Here is a 22,398-nt window from a genome sequence, read left to right as displayed (position 1 = left end):
GACTTATATTCAATTAAACAGCTTCTACTTCTAAATTCACGTCAATATTTCCACGTGTTGCTTTAGAGTATGGGCAGAAATCGTGCGCTGCTTTTAAATATTTTTCTGCGTCTTCTTGAGATACGTTTTTTACTTTTGCGGCAATATCTACTTCTAATTTAGGACTTTCAGCATTTTCGTCATCTACTAAACGAACTGTTAACGTAACTTCTGGTTCAGCATCACGAACTTTGTTTTGTTTTAAAATTAAATCAAAAGCACCGTTGAAGCATGAAGCGTAGCCTGCTGCGAAAAGTTGTTCTGGATTAGTGGCATTACCATCTGCTTGTTGCGGTGGTAGTACATCTACATCGATTGCTTTATCGTCAGTGTAAACATGACCTTTACGTCCACCTGTGTTTGTAGCTTTTGTTTCATAATGAGTTGCCATAAAAAAATACCTCCTTTAAAGTATATTATCTATTTACCCGTATATTATTTTTTAAATCATCTATAAATTATAAATTAGCATATATAAATTGTCGGAAATATGAAATAATATACAATATCAAAATAAGAGAGGTCACAACATGAAAGCAATCTTAATAGGTGTCTTGGCAGCTTTATTTTTTGCAGTTACATTTGTCGTTAATCATATGATGGCTAATGATGGCGGAAGTTGGTATTTTAGTTCCTCTTTACGTTTTATTTTTATGCTGCCATTTTTATATTTGTTTGTACTCATTAAGGGAAGAACAAAATTTGTTTTAAAGCATATTCAACAAAAGAAAAAGGCTTGGTTCATATGGAGTACAGTAGGTTTTGTATTATTTTATGTACCTATAACTTTTTCAGCAGAGTATAGCCCGGGGTGGTTGATTTCAGGTACTTGGCAAATAACAATTATTTGTGGCATGATATTGGCGCCATTATTTGTAGAGACAGTTGTGATAAATGGTAAAGAAACAATCGTTAGACATAAAATCCCATGGCGATCATTATTGATTTCAAGCATTATGTTTATCGGTATTATCATTATCCAAATTCCTCAAGCAAGTCAGATTAAATTGAACTTATTTTTATTAGGTTTCTTACCGATATTAATTGCAGCATTTAGTTATCCTTTGGGAAATAGAAAAATGATGCAAGTTGTGAACGGTGAGCTCGGTACAATTGAACGTGTATTTGGTATGACTTTAGTCACATTGCCTATTTGGATTGTTATATTTGTTGTTGGCGTACTTAAAGAAGGATTACCTTCTTCTAGTCAAGTTGTACAAGCATTTATCGTCGCACTATTTTCAGGCATTATCGCAACAATTCTATTTTTCTATGCTACAAATATTGTAAAGGATAACCAAGAACAATTAGCAGCAGTTGAAGCAACGCAGTCATTAGAAGTTGTATTTGCCATTATTGGTGAAATGATACTACTAGGCTTACCGTTACCAAATGGTTTAAGTATGATAGGTATAGCGCTCATTATAATAGGTATGTTTATATATAGTTTTATCGATCATATTTCTTTTGGGAAATTTTTCAAAAAAATATGACGTGAGGTGTTTAAAAATCCTTTCACAGGGTAAAACATAAATGAATGGTCAATCATTCAATAAAGTTTAATGAAGGGTGATATAAAATGGCAGACGAAAACAAATTCGAACAAGCAAAAGGTAACATTAAAGAAACAGTTGGTAATGCAACAGATAACAAAGACTTAGAAACTGAAGGTAAAAAAGATAAAGCTTCAGGTAAAGCTAAAGAAGCAGTAGAAAATGTTAAAGATAAAGCAAACGAAGTTATCGATAAATTTAAGAAATAAAACATTTTTAACATAAGAAAAGCCATTAGACACGTTGACTGTCTAATGGCTTTTTAGTTACTTTACATCGTCTTTATCGATTTCCCATTTCATTTTGTAACGTTTATCTGATGAACGTAATTGTAATTGTACGTCATATTGATCCGCTTCAGGAACATCGTAGTATACATACCCAGTGTCAGATTCTCCAGGTTTAAGACTGAATGAGAATCCGTCATTTTTGTCATTCATACCATAGTATTTTGAAACTCTGCTTCCATCAGCTGTAACACCGAAGTTAGCATCTCCAACGATTAAGCTAGAGTTATTAATGTTTTCAAGTTTATAGTTAACTTTTAATATTTTATCTTTTAATGGTTTAGTACCATCAGATGGTGGGTTAACATATTCGGCTCTTTCAACTGTAATCTTAGTACCGATTGCACTAATCCCGTTACCAACTGATGTTTGTCTATCGACGATAGATGAATCGTTATCATCTTCATCTGTATTTTCTTCTGTTGTAGATTCTTCAGTAGTAGACTCTTCAGTCGTTTCTTCCTCAGTAGACTCCTCAGTTGTTTCTTCTTCTGTTGAGTTCTCTTCAGTTGATTTTTCTTCTGTTTTGTTCGTAAACTCATCGATTTGGTCTTTGATTGGACCAGCAGCACATGCGCCTAAAATAACAGCTAAAATAATGAATATAACTAAACATCCACCACAGCCGAATAACCAAGGTTTCATACTAGAGCCATTACCGTCTCCCGATTGTTGTTGCTGATTATTACCATTTGTTTCGTTAAATGGATTATTTTGTTGTTCTGAGGTGTTTTGATTAAAAGGATTCTGATCTGATTGATTAGAATTAGCCATAATATTTCCCCCTTATTCATTACTTTATTTTAATAAAAAATTATTGTTTTCATATAATCGAAATTCTTGTGCGAAAGTTTTCAACTATTGATAAACAATTGTGTTAATTATTAATTGTTTTTAGTTTATAGTAAACTGGGAAATAAATCTAGACTTATTATTAAATTTATAAAAATTTAATAGTACTTTAATATTTAATGATTTTGTAGAATATGAATATTTGTAAATTTTATGCAAAAAGGGGTAATATAGTTATAAAGGAGTGATAAATATGTATAAAAATATTTTGTTTGGCATTGATACAGAAATGAAAAATCAAAAGGTTTTAGAACAAATTAATCACCTTGTCGGAGAAGGTTCTGAAGTTACATTACTTAATGTGGTCGCTGATAAAGACCTACAAGCTTCAGTTAGAATGGGTGTTCATTTAGATGAAATACAAGAAAAACGTCAAGAATCGATGAAGCATATCTTAGACTATTTTCATGAACACAACATTCAATATAAAATTGAATTTGCGAAAGGAAATCCTAAAACAGAATTAGTGCATAGAGCAAATAGTGGTGATTTTGATATTATTGTGTTAAGTAATAGAAAAGCAGAAGACACAGATAAAATGGTATTAGGTAGTGTCAGCCATAAAGTAGCTAAAAGAGCTAAAATTCCTGTATTAATTGTTAAATAGTAAGAGTATATTGATTTAAGTAATAGATTTCTTGAATCATCATGCATCGTTTCATAGAAAAAAGTCCTCGACTCATGTAAAATGAAAATAGAAGCATATTGGAGGAATGACTATGACTGATGGACAAAAGAAAGCGTTTCCGTATATCGTTGCAACGATTTCATTAGAAACTCAAGATGATATTGAAAAAACAGTGCAAGAACTCAATGCTCACAAAGATTCAATAGATATTGTTGAATTTAGAGCAGATACTTTAAAAAATACTTCAATTGAAAACATTAACGAAACATTAGAGCAATTTAAAAGTGCATATCATGATGCGCCAATTTTGTTCACTTATCGTTCAGTAGGACAAGGCGGTCATGGTGACTTTGATCATGAAACATATTACAAGATTATGCAAGATATTATATGTAACAAAAAAGCTGAATACGTCGATATTCAACTCGATACGTATGAAGATAATCTTATGAATTGTATTACAAAAGCTCAGCATCATGATGTTAAAATTATTATTTCACATCATGACTTTAAGTCGACGCCAGATGTTGAAGAAATGTTTGTCACATATGAGAAAATGGCAGAGTTAGGTGCGAATATTGGCAAGTTAGCCGTGATGCCACAAAATGAACGTCATTTATTATCGATGTTAAATGCTATGAACAGAGCTTATCATAAGTTGGATATTGATGTGATCGGTATCTCGATGGGTGAATTAGGTAAGATGACAAGAATTACTGGTGGTATGTTTGGATCTAAATTTACTTACGGTTTTGTTGGTAAAGAAGCAGCACCAGGTCAAATTCATGTTAAAGATATTAAAGAGCAGTTAGCTTTATATCAAAATTAATCACTGCATTATGCATAATAATTATGAAGCGAGTGTAGAAATCTTTTGAGACAATTTTAGATTTCTATCTCGCTTCTTTATTTTATGATACAATTGATAATAATTATCAATGAATTAGGAGTGTAAATAATGGAATTAAAGAAAGCGATTAAAGAAAGAAGAAGCGTCAAAAATTATGATTATGAAATGTATATAGACGAAGAAAAAGTATTTTCTTTAGTTGATTTAGCAACATACGCGCCGAACCATGGTATGAGAGAACCTTGGAGACTTGTGTATATTCATAAAAAACAAATTCCTGAATTTGCTGAAGAAGTTGCTGAATCGGCATTTGTTAATGATCCAGCTAAACAAGAAAAATATATTAATAAAGTTACTAAAGTTGGTGGCATGTTTGTCATATTGTCAAAACGAGACTCAAGACAAAAAGAAAACCTTGAAAATCAAATGGCAATCGGCGCATTTGTACAAAACTTAATGTTACTAATGCATGATGAGGGAATGGGCTCATGTTGGAAAACACCTGCATTTATCTTTAATCCATCATTTAGAAAAACAGTCGGCGCTCATGATGATGAAGATGTATGTGGATTTTTATATTTAACTGAAAAAGATTCAAGTGTTAAAGTGATGGAAAGAAAAAATAAATCATTAATTACTGAATGGTAAAAAGAAAACCCACAAATGAGTTCGTGAGCTCAATTGTGGGTTTTAATATGATTATTTTAAGTTCTCAGCTAAGAATGCTTTAACATCTTCTGGTGTTTTTGCATTTGCTGAATGTAAGTGTGCAAGTTTTTCGTTGTTTTTAAATACTAATAAACTTGGAATACCCATTACATCATTTTCAGTTGCTGCTTCAGGAACTTGGTCACGATTAATTTGATACCAATTGTATTGATTGTATTCATCAATAATTGGATCGATCCATTGATTCATTCTAGTGCAATCTGGGCACCAATCTGCGAAGAATTTAACGACAACTGGTTCATCACTTTGTGTAATCTCTTCAAATTCAGCATATTGACTTATTGTTCTCATATTTATTCTGCTCCTTAGAAATAATGATTATAAGGTAAGTATATCTTATTTCTAATATTTAAAAAAATATTTAACTCATTACTACATGTTCTGTACTAATATTGTTATAATGAAATTAAATAGACATATGGAGGTAAAGACATGATAAAATTTTATCAATATCCTAATTGTACAACTTGTAAAAAAGCAGCAAAGTTCTTAGAAATGAACGGTGCCAGTTTTGAACCGATTGATATTACTCAATTAACACCAACAGCTAAAGAATTAAAAGATATCATTGATGGTACAGACATCAATGTAAATCAATTATTTAATACTCGAGGCGCTAAATATCGCGAATTGGGATTAAAAGATAAAATGGATGATTTATCAGACAACGAAAAGTTTGATTTATTAGCATCTGATGGCATGTTAATTAAAAGACCTTTAGCCGTTTTAGGAAATAAAGTGACACTTGGTTTTAATGAAGAGGAATATCGTCAAACTTGGTTATAAAAATAGTTGCTTGAATAATGGCTTTATGTCATGATTATAATTGAATTACATATAGGAGGGGATTACTTTGACAGTGCCTAGTGAGTTAAAATATTCAAAAGAACATGAATGGGTAAAAGTAGATGGAGATATCGTAACTATCGGTATTACTGATTTTGCTCAATCAGAATTAGGGGACATTGTGTTTGTTGAGTTGCCAGAAGAAGGTGACGAATTAACTAGTGGAGATTCATTCGGTAGTGTAGAATCTGTTAAAACAGTTTCTGAACTATATGCACCATTATCTGGTAAAGTCGTTGAAGTAAACGAAGAACTAGAAGACAGCCCTGAGTTTGTTAATGAATCATCATATGATAAAGCTTGGATGGTCAAAGTTGAACTATCTGATAAAGCTCAATTAGATGAATTATTAGATGCAGACGCTTATAGTGAAATGATAGGTGAATAACATAACATTAAACTCCACGATACTGATGTGTCATGGAGTTTTTTTGAAATATTTATTATGAAACTGAACAGCAATACTATCTCATTTGTAGAAGGTGATATTCATGGCGATGATTAAAAAGATTATAATCGTAGAAGGTATTTCTGATAAAAAACGAGTGGAAGAAGTATTAAATGATCATGTTCATATCATTTGTACCCATGGAACGATGGGTGTCGAAAAAATGGATGAGCTACTTGAAGAGATATATGGTTCTCAAGTATATGTCTTAGTAGATCAAGATAAAGAAGGTAAGAAAATTAGAAAATGGTTTAAGAAATATGCAAGTGAAAGTCAGCATATTTATATAGATTCTACATTTTCTGAAGTAGCGCGCTGTCCAAGACAATATTTAGCGAATGTGTTAAACTATCATGGATTTATTGTTAAGAATGATTTTGTATTGAAAGGGAAGTATCGTTACCATGAAACACACAGAAATATTGAACGATATATACAAGCATTTTGATAAAGATATCCATTTATTATTTGGATATACGCCAACATGTGGAACGTGCAAAATATCAGAACGCATGTTAGATATTGCAAACCAAGTGACACAATTACCTATTAATAAGTGTGACTTGAATTTTTACCCAGAATTCTGTAAAGAATTTGAAATCATGTCAGTACCCGTACTTTTTATCATGCATAAAGATCAAGTTATCCGTCGCATTTATGCCTTTCAGTCTGTTCCGTATATTGTAGAGAATATTCAAAAAGTTATTGACGATAAAAACTTATCATGATAGTATGAATTTAATTAAATACGTAATAACTCTTATCAAGAGTGGTGGAGGGATGTGCCCTTTGAAGCCCGGCAACCGTCATATAAATATGAAATGGTGCCAATTCACAAAAAGTGTTAACTTTTGGAGATGAGAGAAAGACAATTTTTGACGCCTTTCTCTTATTTTAAAGAGTGAGGCGTTTTTAATTTAGAGATTAGGAGGCAGCAGATTTGATCGAATTAAATAAAGTTGTTAAAACTTTCAAAACAAAAAAGGGTAACATAACAGCTGTTGACCATGTTGACTTAAACATAGATAAAGGAAGTATATATGGTGTAATTGGTTTTTCTGGTGCAGGTAAAAGTACGCTTATACGTATGTTTAATGGCCTAGAAACACCAACTGAGGGAGAAGTAATTGTAGACGGTGCGAATATCGGTCAATTATCAAAGCAAGACCTCAGATTAAAAAGACAAAAAGTAAGCATGATTTTCCAACATTTCAACTTACTTTGGTCTAGAACAGTTAAAGATAACATCGCATTTCCATTAGAAATCGCTGGTGTATCTAAAAGTGAAATTAATGAGAGAACAAAGGCACTCATTAAAAGAGTTGGATTAGAAGGACGCGAGAATGCATATCCTTCACAATTATCAGGAGGGCAAAAACAAAGAGTTGGTATTGCCCGTGCACTAGCTAATGATCCACATGTCTTATTATGTGACGAAGCAACAAGTGCACTCGATCCGCAAACTACTGATGAAATATTAGATTTATTAGTAGATATTAATAAAGAACTGGATTTAACTATCATATTAATCACACATGAAATGCATGTCATTAGAAAAATTTGTGACCACGTAGCAGTCATGGAGAACGGTAAGTTTGTTGAAGAGGGAGAAGTTATTAACGTATTTAATAACCCTCAAACTTATGTTACACAACGATTCGTTAAAGATGATCTTAAAGCAGATGATTTACAAAGAACTTTACATGACTTTAAGAAAGAACAATCAAATGGTGAAATTTGGAAATTAAACTTCGTTGGTGGAACAAGTTCTGATCCAGTGTTAGCGAAAATTATAAAAACTTATAATATCGATATTAACGTTATTGAAGGTGACGTTAAATTAACTCAAAATGGTACATTTGGACATATGATCGTTCATTTACCTCAAGGAGATTATTCTAAAGAAGCAATTAAGCAAGAATTGAATAATCTAGGCGTGAAAGTAGAGGTGAACGTAGGTGAATAAATCATTTGGAGATATCATAACAGAAATGGTCACGATGCCTAACGTACGATGGGATGCTGTATGGGAAGCATTGTATGAAACGTTATATATGACGATTATTTCTACAGTATTTACTTTAGTATTTGGATTAATCTTAGGAACTTTACTATTTTTAACATCAAGAGGAACATCTAAAAGTTCACGTGTATTCTATTCAATCGTTTCATTTGTTGTGAACCTATTTAGAGCTATTCCATTTATCATTTTAATATTATTATTACTACCTTTTACGGACATCTTACTAGGTACAATTAGTGGACCTAAAGGCGCTTTACCAGCATTGATTATTGGTGCATCACCATTTTATGCGCGACTTGTTGAAATCGGCATGAAAGAAATTGATAAAGGTGTTATTGAAGCGGCAGTTTCAATGGGTGCTACTACTTGGACAGTCGTTCGAAAAGTATTAATAAAAGAATCATTACCTGCTTTAGTATCGGGAATCACAGTTACAGCTATTGCTTTAGTTGGATCAACTGCTATAGCCGGTGTAATTGGTGCAGGGGGGTTAGGTAACTTAGCTTACCTAACTGGATTTACACGAAATCAAAATGACGTCATTTTAATTTCAACAATCTTTATTTTAATTATTGTTTTTGTCATCCAATTTATTGGAGATTTAATTGTAAAAAGAATTGATAAACGTTAAGGAGTGTTTTTTATGAAAAAAGTATTTGGGTTATTATTTATTTCAATTTTAACAGTCGTACTAGTAGCATGTGGTGGCGGTAGTGGCGACAAGAAAGAAAAGAACGAAACAATTAAAATTGGTGCATCACCAGCACCTCATGCTGAAATTTTAGAAGAAGCTAAACCACTTCTTAAAAAAGAAGGTTATGACTTAGAAATCAAGACAATCAATGATTACACAACACCTAACAAATTATTAGATAAAGGTGAACTTGATGCTAACTTCTTCCAACATACACCATACTTAAAAACTGAATCAAAAGAAAAAGGATATAAAATTGAATCAGCAGGTAACGTACATTTAGAGCCAATGGCAGTTTACTCTAAGAAATATAAAAAATTATCTGACTTACCAAAAAATGCAACAGTTTATGTTTCAAACAATCCAGCTGAAGAAGGTAGATTCTTATCATTCTTCGTTAAAGAAGGACTAATCAAAATTAAAGATGGCGTTAAACCAGTTGACGCAACATTTGATGATATTGTAGAAAACAAGAAAAATATTAAATTCAACAATAAACAATCAGCAGAATTTTTACCTAAATCTTATCAAGCAGACGAAGGTGACGCTACAATCATCAACTCTAACTTTGCAATCGAACAAGGATTAAATCCACTTAAAGATTCAATTGCAGTAGAAGGAAAAGATTCACCATATGCAAACTTAATTGCAGTTCAAAAAGGTCATAAAGACGACAAACAAATTAAAGCTTTAATGAAAGTCTTACAATCTAAAGAAATTAAAGACTTCATCAACAAGAAATACGACGGAGCTGTAATCGCAGCTAAGTAATAAGTTTGAAAAAACATCTAGCCATAAGGTTAGATGTTTTTTGTATAATGACTCATCTTTGAACATTATGTTTGTGTATGCTTTCATTTATAGATAAAATTTATTTAATTAAATGAAAAGGTGGTAAATTATGAAGATTATATTAGTTGGTGCTAATGGTACTATTGGTTCAGCAGTGGCAGAAGAGCTTGCGTCAAATGGACATGAAGTTGTGAAAGTTGGACGTAATTCAGGTGACTATCAAATGGATATGTCGAATGTAGAAGATATTAAGTTAATGTTTGAACAAATTCAAAATGTAGATGCAGTTGTTTCTACTGCAGGTGCAGCGAATTTTGATGATTTATCTGACTTAACACCTGAATCAAATGAAGTTGCAGTTACAAGTAAATTACTTGGACAAATCAACTTAGTACTGATCGGACAACATTATATTAATGATGGTGGAAGTTTCACATTAACAACTGGTGTTATTATGGACGAACCAATCAAAGGTGGCGTTTCATCAGCAATGGCTGGTGGTGGTATTCAAGCATTTGTGAAATCAGCTGCATATGAATTAAAACGTGATTTAAGAATTAATAATGTAAGTCCAAATGTAATTGAAGAAGCACTCGAAGATTATGGTGATTTCTTTAAAGGTTATCAAGCAGTCCCAGCTAAAAAAGCCGCTAAAGCATACTTGAAAAGTGTAGAAGGTATTCATTCCGGACAAACATACCGAATTTATGAATAATATTTTATAAAAAGCAGTCGTTCTCCCTTGGTAAATGGAGAGTCGATTGCTTTTTGTTTTGATAAGGATGAAAATATGGGGGTAGCTGCACGAAGATTGGTAGATATCGTGCGCAAGGGTATAAAATTAGGACCAACTGCACGAAGACTAGTAGATATCGTGCGCAAGGGTACGAAAATAGGGCAAAACGCACGAAGACTGAGAGATATCGTGCGAAAGGGGTAAAAATAAAGCCGAACTGCACGAAGACTGGTAAATATCGTGAGATAATCAAAACTTAAATATATCCGTTAAAGAAATAAATAATCAGCATAAATACCGCAATGGCATATAATATGATACCGACAAATCTGTAATTCCTAACGTTGAATGTAGCGATTGTAATAATAGTAGCAGCAGTTAATAATGTGTTTAAGAGACTACTCAAATTAATAACATTGACTAAATTTAATAAAAGTATAAATGCGCATATTGCACTTATAACGAATGCAAATTGTTCATAGCGTTTCATGTAATTTTCCTTTCATAAACTGCATATTTATTTATCATCATTATAGTATATATTGGATAGAAAGGCATTCGGAAGATGTTGAAATAGAATATTTATAAATTGAGAATTAATTGAAATGATTATCATTTGAAAAACATTTCAGAAAAATACTTTATATGAACAGTTTCTTCTATATAAATAAAGCGAAAATGTTTATTTGCCCGTGTAACTACGTTATAATATTAAGGGTAAAGATTCACAGCAAACTTTGACGTTACATTAAAATTATTATAAACTAGAAAAGATAATGTAGGGTTATCTTTTTTAAATGTGAATAAATTCTCTGGAGGGAAAAATAATATGGCATCAATATTAGAAATCAAAGATTTACACGTAGAAATCGAAGGTAAGAAAATTCTTAAAGGTGTAGATTTAACTATCAAACAAGGTGAAATCCACGCAATCATGGGACCTAACGGTACTGGTAAATCAACTTTATCATCAGCAATCATGGGCCATCCTAGTTATGAAGTAACACAAGGTGAAGTTCTTCTTGATGGTGAAAATGTATTAGAAATGGAAGTTGACGAGCGTGCACAAGCTGGTTTATTCCTAGCTATGCAATACCCATCAGAAATTTCTGGTGTAACAAATGCTGATTTCTTACGTTCTGCAATTAACGCTAAACGTGAAGAAGGCGACGAAATTAACTTAATGCAATTCATTAAGCAATTAGATAAACAAATGGATCTATTAGAAATGGACCAAGATATGGCTCAAAGATACCTAAATGAAGGTTTCTCTGGCGGTGAGAAGAAACGTAACGAAATTCTTCAATTAATGATGTTAGAACCTAAATTTGCAATTTTAGATGAAATTGACTCAGGTTTAGATATTGACGCATTAAAAGTTGTATCAAAAGGTATTAACAAAATGCGTGGAGAAGACTTTGGTTGTTTAATTATTACTCACTATCAAAGATTATTAAACTATATTACGCCTGACTTTGTACACGTTATGATGCAAGGTAGAGTTGTTAAATCAGGTGGCGAAGAATTAGCAAAACGTCTTGAAGAAGAAGGTTACGAGTGGATTAAAGAAGAACTTAATATTGAAGACGAAACAATTAACGCTGAATAATATATGATCATGATAGTCAAGTAGGAGGAGTATAAATGGCAACTGAAACAAAGTTAAATATTAACGTTGAAGACTTAGTTAATTATTCAGCATCTCAAAATGAACCACAATGGATGACTGATTTAAGAAAAGAAAGTTTTCAAAAATTAGATACATTAGAAATGCCTAAACCAGACAAAACAAAAATTGACAGATGGGATTTTGATTCATTCAAAACACATGCTGTTACAAGTGAAACATTTGATACTATCGACAATTTACCAGAATCAGTTCGTAAAATTATCGATACTGAAAATGCTACAAACTTAATTGTTCAACATAATAATACACCTGCTTTTACTAAAGTAGATGAAAAATTAGTCGAACAAGGCGTTGTTATTAAAGATTTAAAAACAGCTTTAATTGAAAATAGTGAATTAGTACAAAAATACTTCATGACTGACGCAGTTAAAGTTGATGAACATAGATTAACAGCTTTACACGCAGCATTAGTTAACGGTGGTGTATTTGTATATGTACCTAAAAATGTTGTTGTAGAAGATCCTGTTCAATACGTTGTATTACATGATGATAGTGATGCAAGTTTCTTCAACCATGCGATTATCGTAACTGAAGAAAGTGCAGAATTAACATACGTTGAAAACTATTTATCTACAGTATCTTCAAACGAAGGTCAATTAAACATCGTTTCTGAAGTAATTGCTGGTGCAAACTCAAACATTACTTATGGTACAGTTGATTTCATGGATAAAGGCTTTACTGGTCACATTATCCGTCGTGGTACAGCAGCAGCTGATGCTACAATTGATTGGGCTTTAGGTTTAATGAATGATGGTAGTACAATTAACGACAACACGACTTATTTAATGGGTGATCGTTCAAACTGTAACTTAAAAACAGTCGTAGTTGGTCGTGGAGAACAAAAACAAAACTTTACAACACAAATTATTCAATATGGTAAAGAATCTAATGGCCATATATTGAAACATGGTGTTATGAAAGATAGTTCTTCTTCAATCTTTAATGGTATTGGTTATATCAAACACGGTGGTACGAAAGCAGATGCTCAACAAGAATCTCGTGTTCTTATGTTATCTGAAAAAGCACGTGGAGATGCAAACCCAATCTTATTAATTGATGAAGATGATGTAACAGCAGGACACGCAGCTTCAGTAGGTAGAGTAGATCCAACTCAACTTTATTACTTAATGAGTAGAGGTATTTCTCGTGAAGAAGCAGAACGTTTAGTTATTCACGGTTTCCTTGATCCAGTTGTATCTGCATTGCCAATCGAAGACGTTAAACGTCAATTACGTGAAGTTATTGAATTAAAAGTAACAACACAAATATAAAAAAGGCACAGAAAGGTCTGATAATGTGGCCGAATCAACATTTAATGTAGAAAAAATTATAAAAGATTTTCCGATATTAGAACAACAAGTTAACGGTAGTAGACTCGTGTATTTAGATTCATCAGCCACAAGTCAAACACCTACTCAAGTCACTGATAGCATTGTAGATTACTACAACCGTTATAATTCTAATGTTCACCGAGGTGTGCATACACTTGGTACACTTGCTACGGATGCTTATGAAAAAGCACGAGAAACTGTTAGAAGATTTATAAATGCACAATATTTTGAAGAAGTTGTGTTCACAAGAGGAACTACAACTGCAATCAACTTAGTGGCGCATAGTTACGGTGATGCAAATATTTCTGAAGATGATGAAATTGTCGTCACACAAATGGAACATCATGCGAATATCGTGCCATGGCAACAACTTGCTAAAAGAACAGGTGCTAAACTTAAATTTATTCCAATGTCAGAAAGTGGCGAACTTGAAAGAGACGCAATCGAAAGTACGATAAATGATCGAACTAAAATTGTCGCAGTCGCTCATGTGTCTAACGTATTAGGTACAATCAATGATGTTAAATATATTGCAGAAGTCGCACATCGTCATAATGCTGTTATTGCAGTAGATGGTGCGCAGTCAGCACCACATATGAAAGTGGATGTTCAAGATTTAGATGTAGACTTCTTTAGCTTTAGTGGTCATAAAATGTTAGGCCCTACTGGTATAGGTGTCTTATATGGTAAACGTGATTTATTAGATAAGATGGAACCAATCGAATTTGGTGGAGATATGATTGATTTTGTTGGATTAGAAGATGCAACATGGACAGACTTACCAACGAAATTCGAAGCTGGTACACCGCTTATTGCAGAAGCAATTGCTTTAGCTGAAGCGATTAAATATATTGATGCTATCGGTTTAGATAACATTCATCAACATGAGTATGATCTTGTGAATTATGCTTACAATGAAATGTCTAAAATTGATGGACTTGAAATATATGGACCTACACCTGAAAAAAGAGCTGGATTAATTACATTTAATGTAGAAGGTGTTCACCCACATGATTTAGCAACAGCATTAGATTCTGAAGGCGTAGCTGTAAGAGCAGGTCACCACTGTGCACAACCATTAATGAAATGGTTAAACCAATCTTCAACAGCAAGAGCAAGTTTCTATATTTATAATACTACTGAAGATGTTGACCAACTCATTCAGGCACTAAATGGCGCGAAGGAGTTTTTCTCTTATGAATTTTAACAATTTAGATCAACTATACCGTTCTGTCATTATGGACCACTATAAGAATCCTCGTAATAAAGGCGTTCTTGAAGATGGCTCTCTAACAATAGATATGAACAATCCGACATGTGGAGATCGCATCCGCTTAACATTAGATGTAGAAGATAATGTTATTAAAGATGCTAAGTTTGAAGGTGAAGGTTGCTCTATTTCAATGTCTAGCGCATCTATGATGACTGAAGCGGTTAAAGGTCATACAATTGAAGAAGCATTAGAAATGAGTCAAGAATTCTCAAACATGATGCTTGGTGAATCCTACGAAATTACAGAAGAAATGGGAGATATAGAAGCACTATCAGGTGTATCTAAATTCCCAGCAAGAATCAAATGCGCTACTTTAGCATGGAAAGCATTTGAAAAAGGAACAAAAGAGCAAAATAACGCGTAACTTTTGAAAAATGGGCGAACGCTATTATAAAAGAGGAGTGAAGAAAATGGCTAAAAAATCACCAGAAGTTGGAGATTATAAATATGGCTTCCATGATGAAGACGTTTCTATTTTCCGTTCAGGTAGAGGTTTAACAGAAGAAATCGTTAAAAAAATATCTGAAATGAAAGACGAACCACAATGGATGCTTGATTTTCGTTTGAAATCATTAAAACAATTTTACAAAATGCCAATGCCAATGTGGGGTGGCGATTTAACAGAGTTAAACTTTGATGAAATCACATACTACGTTAAACCATCAGAACGTTCAGAGCGTTCATGGGATGAAGTACCAGAAGAAATCAAAAATACTTTCGATAAATTAGGTATTCCTGAAGCAGAGCAAAAATATCTTGCAGGTGTATCTGCGCAATATGAATCAGAAGTTGTTTACCATAACATGGAACAAGACTTAGAAGAACAAGGTATTATCTTCAAAGATACTGATTCAGCATTACGTGAAAATGAAGAATTATTCAAAGAATATTTCGCAAGTGTTATTCCAGCTGCAGATAATAAATTCTCAGCATTAAACTCAGCAGTTTGGTCTGGTGGATCATTCATTTACGTACCAAAAGGCGTAAAATTAGAAACACCACTTCAAGCTTACTTCAGAATTAACTCTGAAAACATGGGTCAATTTGAAAGAACATTAATTATTGCTGATGAAGGTTCTTCAGTACACTATGTAGAAGGTTGTACAGCACCTGTTTATACGACTAATTCATTACACTCAGCTGTAGTTGAAATTATCGTTAAGAAAGATGCATACTGCCGTTATACAACAATCCAAAACTGGGCTAACAATGTTTATAACTTAGTTACAAAACGTACTTTCGTATATGAGAATGGTACGATGGAATGGATTGATGGTAACTTAGGATCTAAATTAACAATGAAATACCCATCTTGTTTCTTACTTGAAGAAGGCGCTAGAGGTATGACTTTATCTATCGCACTTGCAGGTAAAGGACAAGTTCAAGACGCTGGTGCAAAAATGATTCATAAAGCACCAAATACGTCATCAACAATTGTTTCTAAATCAATTTCTAAAAATGGCGGTAAAGTTGTTTACCGTGGTCAAGTACACTTCGGACGTAAAGCAACTGGCGCACGTTCAAACATTGAATGTGACACATTAATTATGGATAACGAATCTACATCAGATACAATTCCTTACAATGAAATCATGAACGATAACATTTCATTAGAACACGAAGCGAAAGTTTCTAAAGTATCTGAAGAACAATTATTCTACCTAATGAGCCGTGGTATTTCAGAAGAAGAAGCAACTGAAATGATCGTAATGGGCTTTATTGAACCATTTACAAAAGAATTACCAATGGAATACGCAGTAGAAATGAACCGTCTAATCAAATTCGAAATGGAAGGTTCAATTGGATAAGTTTTAACCATATTCCAATACTATTGTAGATAAAAAAAGCACGATTGATACCAATTCGATACCATTTACTTTATAAATGTTGTCAAATTTGTGTAATCTATCGTGCTTTTTTATTTGGTTAATTATCTATGCAATGTTTTACGTACTCATGAATTTTATGAAGTGCGAACTCTATATTATCTGTAGTTTCATATGAATAAGATAATCGAATAGTATTTTCTTCGCCACCATAGATAAATCCTGGGTTCAACAAAATTTTTTCTTTATGAAGTAAGTCTAAAAATAATTTCTTCGTATTTACATCATCTTTAAACTTTATCCATATAAAAAATCCTCCTAATGGTATATGCCATGTAGCTATTGTAGAGAATAGTTTATCTAATATTGTTAGCATAAAGTTTTGTTTATCTTTTAAAATTTTTCTTAGTCTTGTTAAATGAATATCATAGTCACCGCTTTTAAGCATTTCATATACAACTGCTTGTGATAATATACTAGAACCATAATCACTTTGCATTCTGATATCGGCTAATTGTTCTATAACTTTTTCTGAAGCGGCGATCCAACCAATTCTTAATGCAGGTGCAAGAGTTTTTGAAAAACTACTTATATAAAAAACCTTACCAATATTATCAAATGATTTTAATGGAGGAGAGGGCTTTTCTTCAAACCATAAATCTCTATAGATATCATCCTCAATTACAGGTATATTGTGCCGACAACTTAACTTAATGATGCTTTCTTTACTATGAGATGATAAAGACTGACCAGTAGGATTGTTAAATGTAGATTCTACATATATTACTTTGTCTTTATAGTGATGATATTTTTGAATTGTCTTATTAAATTGTTGATTATTGCTATATGGAATCTTTATTTGTTTTAAATTAGACGTGTTAAAGATATGAGTTGAATCAATGTATGAAGGAGTAAACGAAAATACTAATGCGTTTTGACTTAAAAAACCAGTTGTTAATAGATGAATTGCATGAAGTGCCCCTGAAGTTACAAGGATATTATTTTGGGTAACATTTATACCTTCATGTTTTAATCTATTTGCTATTAATTTACGTAATTTATTATATCCAAATCCATTATTGTAGCCAAAAGATAAATTACCTATATATTTTGAAACTTCTTTTAAAGCATTTTTTAAATATAAATGAGGTAGTAGATCTTCAGATAGCTCACCTTTACTAATATGAATGTAATTTAAATCAGTTTCAAATTTATTAATTAATTGTACTGTATAATCACTCCTACTACTATAAGACCACTTCATCATTTCTGTCCATTTAGTTGAAATGTAACCTTCATCAAAATAGTTATTTACGTAAGTACCACTTCCAATCATAGTATAAACAAAGCCTTCTGCTTCTAATAACTCTATACTTTTGATAACAGTTACTCTATTCACCTTAAATTGTTTTGCTAAAACTCTTTGGGAAGGAATACGCATTCCATAAAACCATTCACCACGCATTATTTTATCCCGTATATATGAAGCTATTTCTTTATATTTAATGATAAATCACCTCTCAAAAATTGGTTGTATGATTATAAATATAATTGGTTGTACTTATTTTACATTATTTTCCTTAATATAAGAATATCTTATGAAGAAAAGAGTGGATAAAATGAGTTTAATTAAAAAGAATAGTTATGCAAGATATGATCCATACATATTATTCGCTTTTTCATTAACCATTATTTTATGGGCATCTGCATTTCCAATGATTAAAATTGCTCTAGCAGATTTTAAAGCTGAGAATTTATCTGCGATAAGATTATTTATTGCCTCAATAGTGTTAATAGTGCTGGCAGTTATAAAAAAATACCCACTTCCTGAAAAAAATGATATCCCATTAATAATGTTGCTTGGATTTAGTGGATTTACTATCTATCATGTGGCATTAAGTTTTGGTGAATATTATATTAGTGCTGGCGTAGCAAGTTTATTGGTTTCAACTACTCCAATTTTCTCAGCTATACTTGCAAAGTATTTTTTAAAAGAAAGATTTACAAAAAAATCATGGTATGGTTCATGTATTGCTTTTTTGGGAGTTGGATTATTAAGCTTAAGTAGTGGCAATAATAAAGTAATGGGGTTTGGGGTTATTTTAGTTTTGATTGCCTCGTTAGGTGAGAGCATTTACTTCGTTTTTCAAAATAAGTTTTTGAATAAATATGGTTTTATTCCTTTTACAATTTATACGATTATCTCTGGTACGATATTTACAATTATATTTTTACCTGATGCAATTAATGAATTACAATCAGCAAGTAATATTTCTGTTTTAGCTGTCATATATCTAGGTATATTTCCTAGTGTGATTCCATATATTGCTTTAGCTTATACAATACAGAAAATTGGTACATCTGAAGCCACAATGTCTCTTTATTTAAGACCAGTTATTTCATTAATATTATCTTATTTGATACTACAAGAGATACCATCACAATTAGCTATAATTGGCGGTATTATAACTATTATTGGAGTAACTCTAATATCAGTAAAAGAAAGAAATTAAAAAAACTCTCATTTGAATGAGAGTTTTTTGAAATTATTATTAAATCAAATCTTATAGCTGTTTATCTATTTTGTAACATTATTAAAGTAATTATTAATGTTTTTAATAGTATTTAATATGATTATGCGTTTTGTTTTACTAAACTTATTTACTTTTTTTATAATTACAGGTTTTCATTTTTATCAAAATTCCACGTCCATATCAATAGATGTAAGTTTAATTTATCAATTGCATTGTATGGCTTATCTGGTCTATCTTTATTTCTATAGATAAATGTTCTTTTAATTACATTAAAAATACATTTATACTTATTAATATTTAAAAAGATGATAGTATCAGCTTCTAATAATCTTTCATCTAGAATGTTAGTGTAATTACCTTCTATGATCCAAGTGTCATTACTAAGTATTTTCTTTTGTATATCACACTTTTGTTTATAACTAACAGGTTTCCAGTCTGATTTTCTCATTAAATTATCTAAATGATACACTTCGATACTTAATTCTCTAGATAGTTTTTTAGATAGATATGATTTTCCGGAACCACTTGAACCAAGTATAACAACTTTCTTCATATGATCTCACACCCAAACAGAAATTCTATATTCGTTTTATAATTTATTATTATATCATAGCCTATTTGTTCATATTAAAAAATGCAAAGCGAATATTGACATTATTTGTAATTTAATGAATGATATGAATTAGTAATATTCGATTATTAAAGGTATTTATATTTGTTTATTGAGTAGTAATTCCTTAATAATTGGATATTTATTTAAAAAGTTATAGGAAATTAGGTGCTGAATATTATGTATTTTGATGCAGATAGCGTGGACATTAAATTATTGAATTTTAGAGATTTACAAAAGGCTATTCATTTAAATTTAAGTGATGATAAGTATCAACTTTTAGAAGATGGCGTCACTATTAACAATGATTATTTTTTAACTGTATATAAAAATGCAATAAACATTTTTGAAGAATTATTTTCACCTTCAGATTCTATAAATTTAGTTCATGTTGTATATGTTTATAATAAGCCTTACAAAAAAACGAATATTATAAAGAAATTCACTTCGTTAACTATAGATGAATTGTCTTATTTTAAAGAATACATAAAAACGAATGATGATAATATTATGTGTGAAGAGTTTTCATATAATTGTTCAAGGAAAGATATAAAATATAAAAAGCTATTAAAGGCTATTTCCAATCAAGATTTTAAAGGATTAGTTCCAAATATTAATCAGGACTATAATTATTCAGAAATATATATAATCAATAATACTAAAAACTTAATATATCATTTATATGATGATAGAGGTCTTTGGGTAGCTTTTTATAAAAGTGAAGATTATCTACTATATTCTAAGAAGTATAGTCATTTAATATTGGATATTGATAATGATGAAATTTAATTTATCATATAATAAGGTGTCTTTATTTCAAAAAGTAATCAATAATAATTAATGCTTGGAGGTAGACAGTGTTTAATATTGTACTAGATATATGTATATTAGTAGATTCTTTAACCATTTCTATATACGTTGCAATATCTAAAAATATAAATATTATTGCTTCTATAGAATATGATAAAGTAAATCCAGAAAATATAGCTAAAATCTCATACATATTTTCTACTTGTTTATTTTTGGGAACAGTATTGATTGTTGCTGGAGATTTAGTTTATGATTTTAATTTTATATTATCAATCTTTTTTATTATATTAGGTTTTTCAGTTCTCTTATTGTTTTATGTCTTATTTATGATAATAGAAAAGAAGTGAATTTTGGATTTATAATACTACCAGATAAAGAAAGCCCCGTAGAATTTCTACGGGGCTTTTCAATACCTTAATCTATTTTAGATAATGTAACGGATGATGTTCTATTTCTTAAGTCTACTTCGATTTCTTCAAGGCTTCTACCTCTTGTTTCTGGTAAGTATTTGATGACAAATATCATTGCGAGTATACCGATGACTGCAAAGATTAGAAATACTTGTTCGATTCCCATCACTGATGTGAGTAGTGGGAAGAATTGTGCAACTAATAAACTGCCTATTGATAAGGATAATGTCGCGATACCTGTTGCTGCGCCTCTTGCTCTCATTGGGAATAGTTCTGGTAACATGATCCATAAGATTGGTCCCCAAGTGAATGCGAAGAAGACAATGAATAATGTTAAACATGCGACAATAATCCATGCACCGACTGTTGAGTGTAATCCGATTGTCCATACGAGTGTTGCCATAATAAGTAATGAGCAAACCATGCCGATATTACCTGTAATAAGTAGTTTTTTACGGTCAATTTTATCCATTATATATATTGCAAATATCGTTACAATTACATTGACTGATCCGATGCCGACTGTTCCAAGAATAGCTGTTGCATCTCCTAAACCTGCTTTACTAAAGATTGTTGGTGCATAGTAAATGATGGCATTAATACCGATGATTTGTTGGAGTAGTGCAAATATACAGCCTATAACAAGTACGGGTCTTAGCCAAACAGATTTTAAGACTGTCCATGTACTTTCTGATATATGAATGATTTCTTTCATTTCGTCAATTTCTTTATCAATTTCTGATTGTTTTCTTGTAATGGCCATAACTTTTCTAGCGGCTTTTTCACTTTTATGTTCAAGTAACCATCTAGGGCTCTCTGGCATAAAGTAAACACCGATCATTAAGATGACAGAAGGGACAACTGCTAATCCAACCATCCATCTCCAAGCCTCCATATCTGCAAAAGCATAGTTAACTAAATATGAAGCGAGAATCCCGATAGTAATCATCAGTTGGTTTAATGAACTTAAAGAACCTCTTGTGTCAGTAGGTGCCATTTCTGATAAATAGACAGGCACGATTGCAGTAGAGCCTCCGACTGCTAATCCGATTATAAATCTACCTATGACTAGGATAACCATTGATTGTGCTAATGATAGAATTAATGCGCCCACGATAAAGACAATCGCAATAACAAATACGAGCTTTCTTCGTCCAAGTTTATCCGATAGTGGTCCACTGAATCCTGAACCAAATATTGCACCGACTAACATTGAACTCACGACTAAACCTTCAGTGAAACTTGTGAGTGGTATATCATTTTTTATAAAAAGCAACGCGCCAGATATAACACCCGTGTCATACCCGTAAAGCAATCCTCCTAGAGCACCTAGGAAGAAAATTAACTTCGTTCTATAATTGCTTGCTTCCATTTTATTACCCCCATGTAATTTTAATAACGCCATCAGAAACTTTAGTTAAAATAAAATTTTGAGGT

The 22,398-nt window shown here is 31.7% G+C and carries 28 protein-coding genes and 1 riboswitch; of the genes, 21 read left to right on the top strand and 7 right to left on the bottom strand.

Features of this window, described 5'->3' with window-relative positions; genetic code table 11:
• Positions 1-13 precede the first annotated feature (13 nt).
• Positions 14-430 carry an organic hydroperoxide resistance protein gene (locus ACJTHF_RS01700; protein ID WP_025904358.1) on the bottom strand — a complete coding sequence of 139 codons (417 nt, stop codon included), beginning with the start codon at positions 428-430 and terminating at the stop codon, positions 14-16.
• Positions 431-569: 139 nt separating this feature from the next.
• On the opposite strand from ACJTHF_RS01700, the gene ACJTHF_RS01695 reads away from it, so the two are divergent.
• Positions 570-1,532 carry a multidrug resistance efflux transporter family protein gene (locus ACJTHF_RS01695; protein ID WP_232156552.1) on the top strand — a complete coding sequence of 321 codons (963 nt, stop codon included), beginning with the start codon at positions 570-572 and terminating at the stop codon, positions 1,530-1,532.
• Between the two features lie 86 nt (positions 1,533-1,618).
• A complete protein-coding gene (locus ACJTHF_RS01690; RefSeq protein ID WP_048540227.1) occupies positions 1,619-1,801 on the top strand; it encodes a CsbD family protein in 183 nt (60 codons plus the stop codon).
• A 57-nt stretch (positions 1,802-1,858) separates the two neighbouring features.
• Here the strand turns inward: ACJTHF_RS01690 and ACJTHF_RS01685 are convergent, their stop codons facing one another.
• Positions 1,859-2,653 carry a DUF4352 domain-containing protein gene (locus ACJTHF_RS01685; protein WP_048540225.1) on the bottom strand — a complete coding sequence of 265 codons (795 nt, stop codon included), beginning with the start codon at positions 2,651-2,653 and terminating at the stop codon, positions 1,859-1,861.
• 271 nt (positions 2,654-2,924) lie between these two features.
• Here ACJTHF_RS01685 and ACJTHF_RS01680 point away from each other — a divergent pair, with 271 nt between their 5' ends.
• The 3 genes from ACJTHF_RS01680 to ACJTHF_RS01670 all read left to right on the top strand — a co-directional run bounded on the left by ACJTHF_RS01680 (position 2,925) and on the right by ACJTHF_RS01670 (position 4,857).
• A complete protein-coding gene (locus tag ACJTHF_RS01680) occupies positions 2,925-3,338 on the top strand; it encodes a universal stress protein (RefSeq protein ID WP_048540223.1) in 414 nt (137 codons plus the stop codon).
• A gap of 112 nt (positions 3,339-3,450) precedes the next feature.
• The gene (gene aroD, locus ACJTHF_RS01675; protein WP_058591564.1) at positions 3,451-4,188 is read left to right on the top strand and encodes a type I 3-dehydroquinate dehydratase; all 738 of its coding nucleotides are present in this window, start codon (positions 3,451-3,453) and stop codon (positions 4,186-4,188) included.
• A 129-nt stretch (positions 4,189-4,317) separates the two neighbouring features.
• Positions 4,318-4,857, top strand: coding sequence for a nitroreductase (locus tag ACJTHF_RS01670; RefSeq protein WP_107609280.1), 540 nt, complete (start codon positions 4,318-4,320; stop codon positions 4,855-4,857).
• A gap of 51 nt (positions 4,858-4,908) precedes the next feature.
• On the opposite strand, the gene ACJTHF_RS01665 is transcribed toward ACJTHF_RS01670, so the two are convergent.
• Positions 4,909-5,229: a thioredoxin family protein gene (locus ACJTHF_RS01665; RefSeq protein WP_037588811.1), complete on the bottom strand. Its 321-nt coding sequence runs from the start codon at positions 5,227-5,229 to the stop codon at positions 4,909-4,911.
• 141 nt (positions 5,230-5,370) lie between these two features.
• Between ACJTHF_RS01665 and ACJTHF_RS01660 the strand changes: the two genes are divergently transcribed.
• The 8 genes from ACJTHF_RS01660 to ACJTHF_RS01625 all read left to right on the top strand — a co-directional run bounded on the left by ACJTHF_RS01660 (position 5,371) and on the right by ACJTHF_RS01625 (position 10,456).
• Positions 5,371-5,724 (top strand): arsenate reductase family protein, encoded by a 354-nt coding sequence (locus tag ACJTHF_RS01660; RefSeq protein ID WP_058612659.1) that lies wholly within the window; start codon positions 5,371-5,373, stop codon positions 5,722-5,724.
• 67 nt (positions 5,725-5,791) lie between these two features.
• Positions 5,792-6,172: a glycine cleavage system protein GcvH gene (gene gcvH / locus ACJTHF_RS01655; protein WP_025904367.1), complete on the top strand. Its 381-nt coding sequence runs from the start codon at positions 5,792-5,794 to the stop codon at positions 6,170-6,172.
• Between the two features lie 103 nt (positions 6,173-6,275).
• Entirely contained in the window at positions 6,276-6,680 is a 405-nt protein-coding gene (locus ACJTHF_RS01650; protein WP_025904368.1) for a toprim domain-containing protein, read from the top strand.
• On the top strand, positions 6,637-6,960 hold the full coding sequence (locus ACJTHF_RS01645; protein WP_048540213.1) for a thioredoxin family protein: 324 nt from the start codon (positions 6,637-6,639) through the stop codon (positions 6,958-6,960). The genes ACJTHF_RS01650 and ACJTHF_RS01645 overlap by 44 nt, the downstream gene beginning before the upstream one ends.
• Before the next feature lie 29 nt (positions 6,961-6,989).
• Positions 6,990-7,096: riboswitch (SAM riboswitch) on the top strand.
• 76 nt (positions 7,097-7,172) lie between these two features.
• The gene (locus tag ACJTHF_RS01640; RefSeq protein WP_058591562.1) at positions 7,173-8,198 is read left to right on the top strand and encodes a methionine ABC transporter ATP-binding protein; all 1,026 of its coding nucleotides are present in this window, start codon (positions 7,173-7,175) and stop codon (positions 8,196-8,198) included.
• Entirely contained in the window at positions 8,191-8,886 is a 696-nt protein-coding gene (locus ACJTHF_RS01635; RefSeq protein ID WP_025904371.1) for a methionine ABC transporter permease, read from the top strand. The genes ACJTHF_RS01640 and ACJTHF_RS01635 overlap by 8 nt, the downstream gene beginning before the upstream one ends.
• 12 nt (positions 8,887-8,898) lie before the next feature.
• Positions 8,899-9,720 carry a MetQ/NlpA family ABC transporter substrate-binding protein gene (locus ACJTHF_RS01630; protein WP_048540210.1) on the top strand — a complete coding sequence of 274 codons (822 nt, stop codon included), beginning with the start codon at positions 8,899-8,901 and terminating at the stop codon, positions 9,718-9,720.
• Between the two features lie 130 nt (positions 9,721-9,850).
• Positions 9,851-10,456 carry a short chain dehydrogenase gene (locus tag ACJTHF_RS01625; protein ID WP_058591561.1) on the top strand — a complete coding sequence of 202 codons (606 nt, stop codon included), beginning with the start codon at positions 9,851-9,853 and terminating at the stop codon, positions 10,454-10,456.
• Positions 10,457-10,733: 277 nt separating this feature from the next.
• On the opposite strand, the gene ACJTHF_RS01620 is transcribed toward ACJTHF_RS01625, so the two are convergent.
• The gene (locus ACJTHF_RS01620; protein ID WP_048540205.1) at positions 10,734-10,967 is read right to left on the bottom strand and encodes a hypothetical protein; all 234 of its coding nucleotides are present in this window, start codon (positions 10,965-10,967) and stop codon (positions 10,734-10,736) included.
• Between the two features lie 339 nt (positions 10,968-11,306).
• Here ACJTHF_RS01620 and sufC point away from each other — a divergent pair, with 339 nt between their 5' ends.
• Genes sufC through sufB form a run of 5 tightly spaced genes read left to right on the top strand, consistent with a single transcriptional unit; the run spans position 11,307 to position 16,579 of the window.
• A complete protein-coding gene (sufC, locus tag ACJTHF_RS01615) occupies positions 11,307-12,086 on the top strand; it encodes a Fe-S cluster assembly ATPase SufC (RefSeq protein WP_048540204.1) in 780 nt (259 codons plus the stop codon).
• A 35-nt stretch (positions 12,087-12,121) separates the two neighbouring features.
• Positions 12,122-13,438, top strand: coding sequence for a Fe-S cluster assembly protein SufD (sufD, locus tag ACJTHF_RS01610; protein ID WP_058591560.1), 1,317 nt, complete (start codon positions 12,122-12,124; stop codon positions 13,436-13,438).
• Positions 13,439-13,463: 25 nt separating this feature from the next.
• Positions 13,464-14,705 (top strand): cysteine desulfurase, encoded by a 1,242-nt coding sequence (locus ACJTHF_RS01605; RefSeq protein ID WP_078355570.1) that lies wholly within the window; start codon positions 13,464-13,466, stop codon positions 14,703-14,705.
• Positions 14,695-15,135 (top strand): Fe-S cluster assembly sulfur transfer protein SufU, encoded by a 441-nt coding sequence (gene sufU / locus ACJTHF_RS01600; protein WP_048540200.1) that lies wholly within the window; start codon positions 14,695-14,697, stop codon positions 15,133-15,135. The genes ACJTHF_RS01605 and sufU overlap by 11 nt, the downstream gene beginning before the upstream one ends.
• Before the next feature lie 46 nt (positions 15,136-15,181).
• Entirely contained in the window at positions 15,182-16,579 is a 1,398-nt protein-coding gene (gene sufB / locus ACJTHF_RS01595) for a Fe-S cluster assembly protein SufB (protein WP_025904379.1), read from the top strand.
• 118 nt (positions 16,580-16,697) lie between these two features.
• Here the strand turns inward: sufB and ACJTHF_RS01590 are convergent, their stop codons facing one another.
• Positions 16,698-18,107 (bottom strand): PLP-dependent aminotransferase family protein, encoded by a 1,410-nt coding sequence (locus ACJTHF_RS01590; RefSeq protein ID WP_325878630.1) that lies wholly within the window; start codon positions 18,105-18,107, stop codon positions 16,698-16,700.
• Between the two features lie 109 nt (positions 18,108-18,216).
• Between ACJTHF_RS01590 and ACJTHF_RS01585 the strand changes: the two genes are divergently transcribed.
• A complete protein-coding gene (locus tag ACJTHF_RS01585; protein WP_232156550.1) occupies positions 18,217-19,110 on the top strand; it encodes a DMT family transporter in 894 nt (297 codons plus the stop codon).
• Between the two features lie 163 nt (positions 19,111-19,273).
• Here ACJTHF_RS01585 and ACJTHF_RS01580 read toward each other — a convergent pair whose 3' ends face one another.
• Complete coding sequence (locus ACJTHF_RS01580; protein WP_232156549.1) at positions 19,274-19,684, bottom strand: AAA family ATPase; 411 nt, start codon at positions 19,682-19,684, stop codon at positions 19,274-19,276.
• A gap of 237 nt (positions 19,685-19,921) precedes the next feature.
• On the opposite strand from ACJTHF_RS01580, the gene ACJTHF_RS01575 reads away from it, so the two are divergent.
• Positions 19,922-20,530 (top strand): DUF3885 domain-containing protein, encoded by a 609-nt coding sequence (locus ACJTHF_RS01575; protein ID WP_153653792.1) that lies wholly within the window; start codon positions 19,922-19,924, stop codon positions 20,528-20,530.
• A 68-nt stretch (positions 20,531-20,598) separates the two neighbouring features.
• A complete protein-coding gene (locus tag ACJTHF_RS01570) occupies positions 20,599-20,898 on the top strand; it encodes a hypothetical protein (RefSeq protein ID WP_232156548.1) in 300 nt (99 codons plus the stop codon).
• A gap of 67 nt (positions 20,899-20,965) precedes the next feature.
• Here ACJTHF_RS01570 and ACJTHF_RS01565 read toward each other — a convergent pair whose 3' ends face one another.
• Positions 20,966-22,333: a sugar porter family MFS transporter gene (locus ACJTHF_RS01565; RefSeq protein ID WP_048540197.1), complete on the bottom strand. Its 1,368-nt coding sequence runs from the start codon at positions 22,331-22,333 to the stop codon at positions 20,966-20,968.
• Positions 22,334-22,398 lie beyond the last annotated feature (65 nt).

Origin of the sequence: Mammaliicoccus sp. RAM2, assembly GCF_045897195.1 — a bacterium.
GTDB classification, from domain to species: domain Bacteria; phylum Bacillota; class Bacilli; order Staphylococcales; family Staphylococcaceae; genus Mammaliicoccus; species Mammaliicoccus sciuri.
Note: the sequence above shows the minus strand (reverse complement) of the source record. Positions and strands in the feature narration are given on the sequence as shown.

What these genes read in the sequence shown, in the direction of transcription:
- ACJTHF_RS01700 (WP_025904358.1), bottom strand. Translation starts at nt 430, where the DNA reads ATGGCAACTCATTATGAAACAAAAGCTACAAACACAGGTGGACGTAAA.
- ACJTHF_RS01695 (WP_232156552.1), top strand. Translation starts at nt 570, where the DNA reads ATGAAAGCAATCTTAATAGGTGTCTTGGCAGCTTTATTTTTTGCAGTT.
- ACJTHF_RS01690 (WP_048540227.1), top strand. Translation starts at nt 1,619, where the DNA reads ATGGCAGACGAAAACAAATTCGAACAAGCAAAAGGTAACATTAAAGAA.
- ACJTHF_RS01685 (WP_048540225.1), bottom strand. Translation starts at nt 2,653, where the DNA reads ATGGCTAATTCTAATCAATCAGATCAGAATCCTTTTAATCAAAACACC.
- ACJTHF_RS01680 (WP_048540223.1), top strand. Translation starts at nt 2,925, where the DNA reads ATGTATAAAAATATTTTGTTTGGCATTGATACAGAAATGAAAAATCAA.
- aroD (WP_058591564.1), top strand. Translation starts at nt 3,451, where the DNA reads ATGACTGATGGACAAAAGAAAGCGTTTCCGTATATCGTTGCAACGATT.
- ACJTHF_RS01670 (WP_107609280.1), top strand. Translation starts at nt 4,318, where the DNA reads ATGGAATTAAAGAAAGCGATTAAAGAAAGAAGAAGCGTCAAAAATTAT.
- ACJTHF_RS01665 (WP_037588811.1), bottom strand. Translation starts at nt 5,229, where the DNA reads ATGAGAACAATAAGTCAATATGCTGAATTTGAAGAGATTACACAAAGT.
- ACJTHF_RS01660 (WP_058612659.1), top strand. Translation starts at nt 5,371, where the DNA reads ATGATAAAATTTTATCAATATCCTAATTGTACAACTTGTAAAAAAGCA.
- ACJTHF_RS01650 (WP_025904368.1), top strand. Translation starts at nt 6,276, where the DNA reads ATGGCGATGATTAAAAAGATTATAATCGTAGAAGGTATTTCTGATAAA.
- ACJTHF_RS01645 (WP_048540213.1), top strand. Translation starts at nt 6,637, where the DNA reads ATGAAACACACAGAAATATTGAACGATATATACAAGCATTTTGATAAA.
- ACJTHF_RS01630 (WP_048540210.1), top strand. Translation starts at nt 8,899, where the DNA reads ATGAAAAAAGTATTTGGGTTATTATTTATTTCAATTTTAACAGTCGTA.
- ACJTHF_RS01625 (WP_058591561.1), top strand. Translation starts at nt 9,851, where the DNA reads ATGAAGATTATATTAGTTGGTGCTAATGGTACTATTGGTTCAGCAGTG.
- ACJTHF_RS01620 (WP_048540205.1), bottom strand. Translation starts at nt 10,967, where the DNA reads ATGAAACGCTATGAACAATTTGCATTCGTTATAAGTGCAATATGCGCA.
- sufC (WP_048540204.1), top strand. Translation starts at nt 11,307, where the DNA reads ATGGCATCAATATTAGAAATCAAAGATTTACACGTAGAAATCGAAGGT.
- sufD (WP_058591560.1), top strand. Translation starts at nt 12,122, where the DNA reads ATGGCAACTGAAACAAAGTTAAATATTAACGTTGAAGACTTAGTTAAT.
- sufU (WP_048540200.1), top strand. Translation starts at nt 14,695, where the DNA reads ATGAATTTTAACAATTTAGATCAACTATACCGTTCTGTCATTATGGAC.
- sufB (WP_025904379.1), top strand. Translation starts at nt 15,182, where the DNA reads ATGGCTAAAAAATCACCAGAAGTTGGAGATTATAAATATGGCTTCCAT.
- ACJTHF_RS01585 (WP_232156550.1), top strand. Translation starts at nt 18,217, where the DNA reads ATGAGTTTAATTAAAAAGAATAGTTATGCAAGATATGATCCATACATA.
- ACJTHF_RS01580 (WP_232156549.1), bottom strand. Translation starts at nt 19,684, where the DNA reads ATGAAGAAAGTTGTTATACTTGGTTCAAGTGGTTCCGGAAAATCATAT.
- ACJTHF_RS01575 (WP_153653792.1), top strand. Translation starts at nt 19,922, where the DNA reads ATGTATTTTGATGCAGATAGCGTGGACATTAAATTATTGAATTTTAGA.
- ACJTHF_RS01565 (WP_048540197.1), bottom strand. Translation starts at nt 22,333, where the DNA reads ATGGAAGCAAGCAATTATAGAACGAAGTTAATTTTCTTCCTAGGTGCT.